This is a genomic window from Ruegeria sp. BB5 (genome assembly GCF_056539405.1).
Genome location: NZ_JBQFUX010000001.1, coordinates 23,272 through 35,041, shown reverse-complemented (window position 1 = coordinate 35,041; position 11,770 = coordinate 23,272). Strand labels below are relative to the sequence as shown.

The following is an 11,770-nucleotide window of genomic DNA, read 5'->3' as shown; positions in this document are numbered from 1 at the left end:
GACAGGAAAGGCCCGCAGTTCTAGCGGGCCTTTTTTCAAAGGGCCGTTCTGAGCCCAAACACCCCAGACCTATGGGCACAAAGTCGGCAAATATCGATTGAGTTTTGTGTCGAGAATTTCGAAGCGCATCCGCTTTTTTGACCAGTTGTAGACCTCAGTTCGCTCGTCAGATGGAGTAACCAGGATGGCGTGATAGTCCAGAATTACTGTGCCGGTCGGTCCCGTCCTACTCGTCGCGACTTCAGGAAGACGCATTTCCCAAATGGAAATGAGTTCGGTGTCATAACGAGTTGGTTCAGGCACAAGAATACATGCCTCTTGTGTATCGCTAACCGCCCCACGATGAACGTACATGCTTATTGCTGAAACCCAAGACCACGTTGCAAGAAGAAAGAGGATCAAGAAACCTCTTCGAGGGAACCACCGCGAGGTCCGTTTTGGTGTAATAATGTCAGCAAGCAATTGTAGATAGCCAGCAAACCCCACGACGAAAAACAAGGTGATTGCCCCATCAACTGGTGTACCTAAGGCCAACGCCACAAAAGCAAGTAAAGCCCCGCCAATCAGAACGAGGACTGTGAGCACCGACAGTGCTCTAGCTGGCCACCGGCGTTCCTTTAGTGGCTTTTGGACAAGAAGTACCGCGAGCAATCCAAGAGTACAGATTGTAATGACCGAAAGCGCCCATCTATCCAGTGAGATTGGGAGCCAACTACTATACCAGAAAATAAGCACAAAAAACGAAGATGCGGCTTTCAACTGAATTTATGCTCCAAGCTAATTTGCGCTGTATCACAACTATGGCTTTAAATTCGTATCCCATCCGAGTGCACTGTCCAAGGTCAGCTTTGTTCGCAAACAGGCCATTCATGCAACTCGTCAAACAGGAGCATTGGGTAATGACATTTCCACAACCCATCGCGGTCAAACGAGCCCTTCGAATCTCAGGTCCATCCCGTCAAATGTGACGAGATGAACCTTTAGAAATCAGTGCCCGGTCAAAACCAGCGTATTCACCGGCATCAGGATCAGACGCAGGCGCAGGCCCGCAGCGTGAACAACGCCAATCGTGTCGATCACATGCAGCGTTGCAGATTTCCAGAAACCCAAATCCTCATGCTCTAGCCGTTCGTGGTTGTCGGTATAGACATTGGCCAGACAGTTGCTGCCCGGCGGGATGTCATCGGCCATGCTTTTGTACAGAGGCTCCATATACACCAGGATTGATCCGGGATTGGTATTGGCCTGCACATCCCGCAGCTCATCCGAAGGGCGAATTTGGCCCGAGGGGATAACATCCTGCACCTCAACCACGACCATCGGGATCACGGTGAACGGCTTGGTCATACAACCCAGCTCTCCGATCATGCCCGGTTTGATGACTTGCGCGGACATTTGGTTGAACGCGGCCTGAAACCGATCATGGCCCGAGTGTGACGGCACCAAGATACCTGCCGGACGCAACAGAGGGCTGACATAGTCGCCGACCTGCAGGCCAAACTGTTCAATCCGGCCAGTGACCCCGGCGCTGATCACGGTTTTGTCCAGCTCGGTCAGGGCAGCGTCCAGCTGAGCGTTGGCGCTGGCCAGTTGAGCGGGGATCAACTCCTCGATCTGCTGCACGACTGCTGCGCGCTGTGACTCGGCGGCCCGCAATTGTGCCTCACGCTCGGCCACCAGGTTTTCCAGCCGGTCAATCTCGGCCAGACGCACGGCGCTGGACCCTTCGTCCCGCAGCGTGGTGTTGCGTTCAAGATCTTCAAGCGACTGATCCAACGCAGCGCGTGCCCCGGCGATGCCAGCCTCAGCCTCGGCCAGGTCGGTCTGCGCCACCCTGAGCGATGCCTGAACCTGCGCTATATCGGCGTGCGCGGCCTCGACCATGGCTCTCTGTGTGAAATCCTCGATCCGGAAGATCGGCTGCCCCGCTGTCACGGGTTCATTGTTTTTCACATAGACCTCGGATACGCGACCACCCAGTTGTGGCAGGATCGTCACGGTGCGGAAATACGAGGCCGCGGTTTTGCTGGCGGGATGAAAATAAAACAGCGTGGTGATCACCGTCAGCGCCAGAATGGCGCAAGTGGTCAGACCCCAGCGCAATTCGTACCACATGGTGAAAAGCGTGATTTCATGCCCGATCCGCTTACCCTGAACGTAGCGGCGAAACAGATAGTCGGGCAGCACCGTCACCAGCGCGCACATCAATGTCTCAAGCATATTCTAATGCTCCTGCTGCGCGGTGGGTTCGGTGGGTTGGGCCGGTGCGGGGTCTTCGGAGCGTTGATTGCCCAAAGATCGGATTGCATCCGCAATGGCTCTGAGTGGAGCGGCCACATCGGGGAACTGGAACCCAGCCACCAGAATGGCGGCGACCCAGAACAACCCGTTATGGGTGAACAGCGCCAGCAAGGCCAGTATCCCGACCAACTGGAACTGAGGGTGGTTGGATTCGTGCGCTATCTTTTCGGGGATCGAATGCAGGGTGAAATATCCAACCCCGATCAGAACAATCACCAAAACGGTAAACACAAACATGAACGTTAAAAGAAAATCACTGCCGTCCGCCTGGGTCACGTAGGACGGAATATGCCCCGTGGCCATCGGGTGTAGATCTGCGGTACTCACCCTGCCCTCCTGTTATTGCTTGTTACTTCTTTGGATGGGTTGATGCGCAAATTCAAGACTGCTTAGAGTTCCAGACAGGTTAGGACGATCGGTTTCGCCATAATAGGTACGCGGTGAAAAGGGGACATATGATTGATTTTCTTGTCATAGGCGGCGGTATCGCCGGTCTGAGCGCCGGGGCACGCCTGTCATATCACGGTCGGGTAACTGTGCTCGAGGCTGAGGATGCGTTGGGCTATCACGCGTCTGGCCGGTCCGCCGCGTTGTTCGAGGAAAACTATGGTCCGCCCTCCGTCGTTGCGCTGAACAGGGCCAGTGCCGCGTTTATGCGAGCTGAAAACGGCGGGTATCTGACGCCCCGCGATCTGATGTTGGTTGGTGGTAAGGATCAGGCCGAAATCTTTGAACGGGACGTCCATGATCTGAATATGCAGGTGATCCCAACGGCACAGGCGCTGGCACGTGTGCCAATCCTGAACCCCGACACTCTTGGGTTCGCAGCGCTCAGCAGTGGGGCATTTGATATCGACACGGACAGGTTGTTGCAGGATTTCGCCCGCACCGTTCGCGGCAATGGCGGTGACGTGGTGACCAAGGCCAGGGTCACCGCCATTCGCAAGGATGGGCGCTGGGTCGTCGAGGCTGGGGAAGTCTATGAAGCCCGCATCCTGATCAATGCTGCCGGCCCTTGGGTTGACGAGATCGCCGTGATGGCGGGGATTGCACCAATCGGAATAATTCCGAAACGCAGGTCGATGGCGCGGCTGCCTGCCCCCGGCGGGCATGACCTGGGCGGCTGGCCGATGATGTTGGGCGCGGGTGAGACATGGTATGCCAAGCCAGATGCGGGCAAACTGTTGGTTTCCCCATGCGAGGCCGACCCCGTACCACCGCAGGATGCCTACGCCGATGACATGGTGTTGGCTGAGGGGCTGGCCCGGTACGAAGAGATGGTGACCGAACCCGTCACCCGGGTTGAGGTAAACTGGGCAGGGCTACGCAGCTTCGCGCCGGATGGAACTTTGGTATTGGGGCCCGATCCGTCTGATCCGTCCTTTGTCTGGTCTGCGGGTCAGGGTGGCTATGGGTTCCAGACCTCTCCGGCGGCTTCGCAACTGGTTGCTGATCTGACAACCGGCGCGACATCTGAACTGGACCCTGAAATCATTGCTGCCCTCAGCCCGAAAAGGTTGCGTCGATGAGCAAAAGAACCCTCCCCTCCAACGCCAGCGTTGCCACCGAAGGTCAGGACGGGCGGCTTGTCGCCCCTGCCGCGACCCGCAATGCCGAAGCTTTGTGTGACCTACTGGCTCAATGGACCCCCAAGGCAGGCCGGGCGCTGGAAATTGCCAGCGGCACCGGCCAGCATGTCAGCGCATTCGCCCAGTGCCTGCCAAACCTCATCTGGCAACCGACCGAAGTCGAGGTCGAGCGGATAACCAGCATCAAAGCCTATGCTGCCGATCTGCCCAACGTTGTGGACGCAGTGGCTTTGGACGCCACAGCGCAAGGTTGGCACACCGAGTTCATCGGTCAGGACCTGATCGTCCTGATCAATCTGGTGCATCTGATCAGCTGGCCGGAAACACAAATGCTGGTGACCGAAGCCGCGCAGGCGTTGGCCCCCAAGGGGCGGTTTATCCTGTACGGACCATTCAAACGTTCGGGGCAATTGACCAGCGATGGCGACCAACGCTTTCACGATGCTCTGGTCCAGCAAGACGCTGAGATCGGGTATAAGAATGATGAAGACATTGCAGCGTTGATGCGCGCCCAGAACCTGACCGTCGTCGGGATGGTCGAGATGCCTGCGAACAATCTGGCCTTTATCGCGGAAAAGCCGGGCCATTAGCAAAACAGGCGGCACCTCTGCGCCGCCTGTTCTCTGTCCGGGTTAACCGTCCTTGCGGATGGTTTCGTTTTTCGGATCGTAGGGGCTGTCGCAGGTCACGACCGCATCCCAAAGCTTGTCCTGAATTTTGACCTTCAGCTTGGTGCCTTCGACTGCCATTTCAGGTTTCACGTAGCCCATACCGATGGACTTTTCGAACGCCACCGAGTAGCCGCCCGAAGTCAGACGGCCCACACGCTCGCCTTCTGGCGTATACAGCGCCTCGCGGCCCCACGGGTCGGCATCGTCCGGTCCGTCGATCAACAAAGTGCAGCACTTCACACGCACGCCGGTTTCTTCCAGCTTGGCCTTGCCGTGGAAGTCCTTTGACAGGTCGACAAAACGCGGCAGGTCAGCTTCCAGCGGGGTCGCGTCGCGGCCCAGTTCGGTTCCAAAGGCGCGATAGGATTTCTCCTGACGCAACCAGTTCTGGGCGCGCGCACCAACCAGCTTCATACCGTGCTTCTCACCCGCTTTTTCCAGCAAGTCGAACAGGTAGTTCTGCATCTCGATCGGGTGGTGCAGTTCCCAACCCAGTTCACCGGTATAGGCCACTCGGATCGCGTTGACCGGGCACATGCCCAGTTCGATCTGACGGGCCGACAGCCACGGGAAACGCTTGTTGGACAGCGCGGTTTCCGGATCGGCGTCCTTGATGACCTCTTTCAGAACGTCACGCGACTTGGGTCCGGCGATGGCAAAAACGCCCCACTGCGTGGTCACGTCCTGGATTTCGACATAGCCGAACTCATCCATCTTGTCCTCAGCCGCCTTACGCAGATAGTCGGCGTCATACTCGGTCCAGGCGCCGGCTGAAACGATGTAGTAGTTGTTCTCGCCATTGCGGACGATGGTGTATTCGGTTCGGGTGGTGCCATGCGAGGTCAGCGCGTAGGTCAGGTTGATACGACCCACCTTGGGCAGCTTGTTGCAGGTGAACCAGTCCAGAAACTGGGTAGCACCGGGGCCTTTGACGACATGCTTGGTAAACGCGGACGCATCGACCAGACCCACGCCTTCACGGATCGCTTTGGCCTCTTCGACGGCGTATTGCCACCAGCCACCACGACGGAACGAACGGCTTTCCTTATCAAAGTTATCTGGTGCATCGGTGGGACCGAAGTAGTTCGGACGTTCCCATCCGTTAACCCAACCGAACTGCGCGCCGCGTGCTTTCTGACGGTCGTAGGCCGGAACAGTCCGCAGCGGACGGCAGGCTTCACGCTCTTCATCCGGGTGGTGCAGGATGTAGACGTGCTCATAGCATTCTTCGTTCTTGCGCGCCGCGAATTCGGTGGTCATCCAGCTCGAGGAATAGCGCTTGGGGTCCAACGAGGCCATGTCGATCTCGGCTTCGCCATCGACCATCATCTGTGCCAGATAATAGCCAGTGCCGCCTGCAGCCGTGATGCCAAAGCTGAAGCCCTCAGCCAGCCACATGTTACGTAGGCCCGGAGCCGGACCAACCAGCGGGTTGCCATCGGGGGTATAGCAGATCGGGCCGTTGAAATCGTCTTTCAGACCAGACTCGGCGCAGGACGGCACGCGTTCGGCCATCGCCATGTACTGATCAGCAATCCGGTCCAAATCCAGCGGGAACAGGTCCGCGCGAAAGCTGTCCGGCACGCCGTGTTCGAACTGCGCAGGCGCGCCGTGTTCATAAATACCCAGAATCCAGCCGCCACGTTCCTCGCGGGCGTAAGATTCGTTGTCAGCATCACGGACAACAGGGTGTTCGGGGTTACCAGCTTCACGCCATTTGACCAGCTCGGGGTCTTTATCCATGACGATAAAGGTATGCTCGACCGGGATCGCAGGCATTTTGATGCCCAGCATCTTGGCCGTGCGCTGCGCGTGGTTTCCGGAAGCGGTGACGACATGCTCGGCGGTGATAACAACCTGCTCATCCGAAGGAATGAGGTTGCCGCCCTTCTCGACCATCTTAGTGCAGGTGACTTCCCAGTGGGTACCGTTCCAGTGGAACGCATCGGCTTGCATCTTGCGGACGATATCGACGCCGCGTTGACGGGCGCCTTTGGCCATAGCCTGCGTCACGTCGGCCGGGTTAATGTAACCATCTTCAGTGTGGTAAATCGCGCCCTTCAGGTCCGACGTCTCGATCAGCGGCCAGCGTTCCTTGATCTGGTCCGGGGTCAGCCATTCATATGCAACGTCGCAGGTCTCGGCGGTGGACGCATACAGCATGTATTCGTCCATACGTTCTTGCGTTTGGGCCATGCGCAGGTTGCCGACCACGGCAAACCCTGCGTTCAGACCGGTTTCTTCCTCCAGCGTCTTGTAGAAGTCGACTGAGTATTTGTGGATGTGAGTTGTCGCGTAGGACATATTGAACAACGGCAGCAGGCCAGCGGCGTGCCAGGTCGAGCCGGACGTCAGCTCATCCCGTTCAATCAACATCACATCATCCCAACCCGCTTTGGCCAGATGATAGGCAATCGAGGTCCCAACGGCGCCGCCGCCAACAACCAGTGCTTTGACTTGGGTTTTCATAACCGGGCGTCTCCCCTTGAATTCAGTTGACACCATATGGCGCATTTGAAGCACCCGGCGCGACATTCATCCGACCAGTGAGAGAAAAAAAACGACCCGCCACCGTAAACAGACTGCGGAATCATCGTGATTGGCGTTATTGCCCCGAGGCTGAACACCGCTTGATGCTGCCAACCTGCGCGCAGGACGTCCCCAGCCCGCCCTTATGCACGCGCACTGGTTGCGAGGTTTTTTTCGGAGCCGGTTTCACTGCCGTATCCTTGTACTTGGGCGCTGCAAAGGCTGGCAGTTTGTTTTTCAGCCTGTTGAAAAAACCCGATCCTTCGGCCTGGTCATCTTCTGCCAAAGCCGCCTGGCGCTGATCAGAATCCAACAGCAGTTTTTGCGCCCGACCATACCCGATTTGCAGGATGTCCTGATTTTCGAATACCTCACCCCCGGTAATATCCATGATGCCATCGCTGTTGAAATCCGACGCCGTCAACGAATTGACCATCATGGCCGTGACATCCAGATTCTTGAGCTTTTCATCGGTGATCTTTTCCTGAACCAACTGCATTTCCTTATACAGCTGATCCATCTTTTCGGCGACCTCTGGCTGGCGGTCTTGCTGGACCGAAACACCCTGCCCCACCACAAGCGACGGATAAGTCAGTAAAGTGTTAAGGGCGGCATAATCGACGGCCTCCAAAAGCTCTAGAATCGTGGCGTCATCGGCATTAGTGCCCATCCGGATCACAACCTCTTCGTCAATCCCGATCCGCCCGATGATCCTGCGATAATCCACCGCTTCGGTGGGATTGGTCAGCTCCTGAGTGATTTCCATGAATGCGACACCGTCAATCACCGCAAAACCCTGTTTGATCGCGGTATGCGACATGAAATTTTGCTGCCGCGAAAGGGCCATGCCCGCCAGCGAGTTACTCGCCGATTTTGGTTTGAGGCTGATGTCGAACCAGACGACCTCATCACCTTTGGCATATACCAGCCCGGTTTCGCTCAGCTTGCGCGCGATCCCTTTCTTGCCGCCTTTCACCAGACGCATCAGTTCAGCCGTACCAGATACCGAACTGATCAGGGGGATGGGGGCATAATTCGAAAGCACCGTATCGACGGGCGCGCTGTCCATCTGGGTCAGCTCAAATTGTGCCCATCCGGCGCTGGCCGCTGGCAGATAAGACTTTGCCCCGGCTTTCCAGCGTTTTTTCCGGTTACGTTCAACGGCTTTGACCTCACGCTCTTCCTGTTGTTGCGCAAAACGGTGCTTGATCGATTCGACATAACCACTGACGGACAAAGTGCCTTCGTGCTTTTTGCCCTGTTGGTAATAATCAAGGCCCGCAATAGTCGATATTACGACCACCATAAAACCAAAAATCCGCAAAATGCCCATCTGAGATTCCAAAATCAATCGCTGCTCATTTTTGCGAAAGATAGAATGGAATTTGGGCAGCCTTGTGGCTTTCAGCCCGAAATTTTAACGATGGTCGAAATCTGCATTCGACAGGATTTTCCCCGGGTTCATGATGTTGTCCGGGTCGAGTGCTTTTTTGATTGCATCCATATAGCTGACCGCCGCGCCCAGTTCCTTGATCAGATAGGGTCGCTTGCCCTGCCCGATTCCATGCTCACCGGTACACGTGCCCTCCATCGAGATGGCCAGATCGTTCAGCCAACCGACAAACCCATCCGCCCGCGCCACCTCATCGGCGTTGTCCATGTCGATCAACAGCAGAGTGTGAAAATTCCCGTCCCCCACATGCCCCACGATCGGTGCCATCAGGCCCAGTTCCTTGGCCTTGTCCCGGGTCGTGGTGACGCATTCCGCCAGGCGCGAGATCGGAACGCAGACATCGGTGGAAATCCCCCGCGCACCGGGGCGCAATTGCAGGCTGGCCCAATACATATCATGCCGGGCCTGCCACAGCTTGTTGCGCTCTTCCGTTGTTGAGGTGGCGGCGAAATCCGTCCCACCGAACTCTTCAGCGATCTGACCAAAGGTTTCGGCCTGCTCAACCGCGCCGGATTCCGATCCGTGGAATTCCAACAGCAGCAAAGGCGTTTCCGGCAGGCTAAGCCCAGAATAGGCGTTGGCTGCCTTGACTGACAGTTCGTCCAACAGCTCGATCCGGGCCACGGGCACGCCGTATTGGATCGTCATCATCACCGCCTGACAGGCCGCATCAACTGTTGGAAAGGAGCACCGGGCCGAGGTGATCGCCTCTGGGATACCCTGCAGGCGCAGGGTGAGTTCGGTGATTATGCCCAGCGTGCCCTCGGCCCCAATCAGCAAGCGGGTCAGGTCATACCCGGCCGAGGATTTCCGTGCCCTGTGGCCGGTGCGGATGATCTGACCATCGGGCATGACCGCTTCAAGGCTTAGGATATTGTCCTTCATCGTGCCATAGCGCACCGCGTTGGTGCCCGAGGCCCGCGTTGCCGCCATCCCGCCCAGCGATGCATTGGCACCGGGGTCAATGGGAAAGAACAGGCCCTGATCGCGCAGATGGGTATTCAGGTCTTCTCGCGTCACCCCTGGTTGCACGACGCAATCCAGATCACCTGCATGCACGGCCAGCACCTGATCCATCTGGCCCAGGTCGACCGAGATACCACCCGCCGGGGCGTTCACATGCCCTTCCAGCGATGTGCCGGTGCCAAAGGCGATCACCGGCACCTTGTGCTGAGCACAGGTTTTGACAATCTCGGATACTTCCGCGGTCGAACGGGGAAAAACCACCGCGTCCGGGGGCTGATTGTTGATCCAGGTTGTCGTGTGGCCATGTTGTTCTCGGACTGAAACGCCGGTTTGCAGGCGATCACCAAACCTCTGCTTTAGAATACCGACAGCCGTTTCAATCCCGGCCTCGTTTCGCGGCAACGCTGCTGCCTGCACCATGTAATTTTCCTTTTATTCGCCCAGCGCGATGCCTTCGCGACGTGGATCAGCGCCACCGGTTAGGACCTCTCCGATCTCGATCGCATGCAGGCCAGACGTCAGATCGCGCGGGTTCACCTCGAACCCCAGCTCGATCAATGGGTCCGAGAAACCTTCGGCTGCGGTGCCCTGTTCCACATCATAGGTGCCAAAGCGATTAACCAGATGCGGCAGTGACAACGCCTGTTGTACATCCATATCCCAATCAGCCCAGGCGATAATCGACTTGGCGACATAGCCAATGATACGGCTTCCACCGGGTGATCCGATGGCCAATACCGGTTTGCCATCTTGCATGACTATCGTCGGACTCATCGAAGAACGAGGCCGCTTGCCGGGCTCTAACCGGTTAGCAATCGGAACACCATCGCTGTGGGTTTTGAACGAGAAATCGGTCAACTCGTTATTCAACAGGAACCCGTTGGTCATCAACCGTGAGCCGAACCCGTTTTCAATCGTCGTGGTCATCGACAGCACATTGCCATATTGGTCGACAATCGAGATATGCGAGGTCGAGGGCAACTCGAGCGAAACATCATCCGCCCAGTTCGACGCGTGATCGAACTCTGGATTGCCCGGGGTCGCTTCGATCAACGCGCCCTCGCCGCCCAGCAGTTGCCCGCGTTCAGACAGATAGGAGGGGTCGACCAGACCCTGCGTGGGCATCGGCACATAGTCGTGATCGGCCATGAAACGGCCGCGATCCGCAAAGGCCAAACGCGACGCATCGCCGATCAACCGCCAAGCATTCGCATCCTCGGGGCCCATCGCGGTCAGATCATACCCGTCTAGCATGCCAAGGATCTGACCGACCGTCAGCGCCCCGGATGAGGGCGGCCCCATGCCGCAAACCTCATAAACACGATAGGCAGCGCAGACCGGTTCGCGTTCAATCACCTGATACAGCGCCAGATCTACGCCGGACAGAACTCCGGGATTTCCGGGCGCTCCGCGCACCGTGCTGACGATGCCGGCGGCGATTTCACCGCCGTAGAACCCGGCCGACCCTTCACTGGCCAAAACACGCAACGTGTTCGCATAGTCCGGGTTCATCAGGCGCTGACCTTGCTGCAAAGGCGTACCACCGGGCAGGAAGTATTCAGCCGTCACAGGAAAACGCGATAACCTCTCAGCATCTGCCTCGACCAAAGTGGCCAATCGCGGAGATACAAGGAACCCTTCATCCGCCAGCGTGATGCCATCCTGAAACAGGCTGGGCCACGGGCTGCGACCCCAACGCCGGTGCGCCTCTTCCAGCAACGCTGGCGTACCGGGCGTACCGACTGACAGCCCCCCCACCACGGCATCGTAGAATTGCAAGGGCTCACCATTCTCATCGTGGAATAGGCGGTGGTTCGCTTCCAGCGGAGCCGTCTCGCGCCCATCCAGCGTGGTCAACTTGCCAGTTGCCGCATCGTACCAAACCAGAAACGCGCCGCCACCAAGGCCCGAGGATTGAGGCTCGACCAACCCCAGCACAACCTGCACCGCGACCATGGCATCCGCCGCAGACCCTCCGGCCCGCAGAACCTTGGCTCCAGCCTCAACGGCCAACGGGTTCGCCGCAGCAACCATCCAGTTCTGCGAAGTTACGGGCTGACCAGCCAACTTCGCCTCAAGCGAGGCAATCACTTCGTCGGTCAGGCCCTGAACCTGCCCGTCCGAGGCACCCTCGGGTGCTACCGCATCCGCTGTTTCCTGCGCAAAGGACGCCCCGCCAAAGGTCAATGCCGTCACAAACAATCCTGATATCAGATTTCGTCGCATCGTATCCTCCTGAAAAAATTGTTCCTTCGGCGCGG

Annotated in this window: 9 protein-coding genes; 2 read left to right on the top strand and 7 right to left on the bottom strand. The window is 57.6% G+C overall.

Annotated features, from left to right (window positions below; translation table 11 throughout):
• Window positions 1–69: 69 nt before the first annotated feature.
• The 3 genes from ACR0DL_RS00160 to ACR0DL_RS00150 form a co-directional block, all read right to left on the bottom strand.
• Window positions 70–759 (bottom strand): hypothetical protein, encoded by a 690-nt coding sequence (locus tag ACR0DL_RS00160; RefSeq protein ID WP_480687028.1) that lies wholly within the window; start codon window positions 757–759, stop codon window positions 70–72.
• 228 nt (window positions 760–987) lie between these two features.
• The gene (locus tag ACR0DL_RS00155; protein WP_170347784.1) at window positions 988–2,220 is read right to left on the bottom strand and encodes an HlyD family secretion protein; all 1,233 of its coding nucleotides are present in this window, start codon (window positions 2,218–2,220) and stop codon (window positions 988–990) included.
• 3 nt (window positions 2,221–2,223) lie between these two features.
• The gene (locus tag ACR0DL_RS00150) at window positions 2,224–2,604 is read right to left on the bottom strand and encodes a hypothetical protein (RefSeq protein ID WP_480688450.1); all 381 of its coding nucleotides are present in this window, start codon (window positions 2,602–2,604) and stop codon (window positions 2,224–2,226) included.
• Window positions 2,605–2,756: 152 nt separating this feature from the next.
• Between ACR0DL_RS00150 and ACR0DL_RS00145 the strand changes: the two genes are divergently transcribed.
• Both ACR0DL_RS00145 and ACR0DL_RS00140 read left to right on the top strand, forming a co-directional pair.
• Window positions 2,757–3,830, top strand: a complete 1,074-nt coding sequence (locus ACR0DL_RS00145; protein WP_480687026.1) for an NAD(P)/FAD-dependent oxidoreductase — start codon at window positions 2,757–2,759, stop codon at window positions 3,828–3,830.
• Complete coding sequence (locus tag ACR0DL_RS00140; protein ID WP_480687024.1) at window positions 3,827–4,480, top strand: DUF938 domain-containing protein; 654 nt, start codon at window positions 3,827–3,829, stop codon at window positions 4,478–4,480. Before ACR0DL_RS00145 ends, ACR0DL_RS00140 begins: the two co-directional genes overlap by 4 nt.
• 42 nt (window positions 4,481–4,522) lie before the next feature.
• Here ACR0DL_RS00140 and ACR0DL_RS00135 read toward each other — a convergent pair whose 3' ends face one another.
• From ACR0DL_RS00135 to ggt, 4 genes are all read right to left on the bottom strand, one after another.
• Entirely contained in the window at window positions 4,523–7,030 is a 2,508-nt protein-coding gene (locus tag ACR0DL_RS00135) for a GcvT family protein (protein WP_480687022.1), read from the bottom strand.
• 136 nt (window positions 7,031–7,166) lie between these two features.
• Window positions 7,167–8,441, bottom strand: coding sequence for a hypothetical protein (locus ACR0DL_RS00130; protein WP_480687020.1), 1,275 nt, complete (start codon window positions 8,439–8,441; stop codon window positions 7,167–7,169).
• Window positions 8,442–8,507: 66 nt separating this feature from the next.
• Entirely contained in the window at window positions 8,508–9,929 is a 1,422-nt protein-coding gene (locus tag ACR0DL_RS00125) for an FAD-binding oxidoreductase (RefSeq protein WP_480687018.1), read from the bottom strand.
• Window positions 9,930–9,941: 12 nt separating this feature from the next.
• Window positions 9,942–11,735, bottom strand: a complete 1,794-nt coding sequence (gene ggt / locus ACR0DL_RS00120) for a gamma-glutamyltransferase (RefSeq protein WP_480687016.1) — start codon at window positions 11,733–11,735, stop codon at window positions 9,942–9,944.
• Between the last annotated feature and the right edge of the window lie 35 nt (window positions 11,736–11,770).

Bases quoted from the DNA above. Each gene is read 5' to 3' on its own strand.
- ACR0DL_RS00150 (WP_480688450.1), bottom strand. From the start codon at position 2,604: ATGGCCACGGGGCATATTCCGTCCTACGTGACCCAGGCGGACGGCAGT.
- ggt (WP_480687016.1), bottom strand. From the start codon at position 11,735: ATGCGACGAAATCTGATATCAGGATTGTTTGTGACGGCATTGACCTTT.
- ACR0DL_RS00135 (WP_480687022.1), bottom strand. From the start codon at position 7,030: ATGAAAACCCAAGTCAAAGCACTGGTTGTTGGCGGCGGCGCCGTTGGG.
- ACR0DL_RS00140 (WP_480687024.1), top strand. From the start codon at position 3,827: ATGAGCAAAAGAACCCTCCCCTCCAACGCCAGCGTTGCCACCGAAGGT.
- ACR0DL_RS00155 (WP_170347784.1), bottom strand. From the start codon at position 2,220: ATGCTTGAGACATTGATGTGCGCGCTGGTGACGGTGCTGCCCGACTAT.
- ACR0DL_RS00145 (WP_480687026.1), top strand. From the start codon at position 2,757: ATGATTGATTTTCTTGTCATAGGCGGCGGTATCGCCGGTCTGAGCGCC.
- ACR0DL_RS00125 (WP_480687018.1), bottom strand. From the start codon at position 9,929: ATGGTGCAGGCAGCAGCGTTGCCGCGAAACGAGGCCGGGATTGAAACG.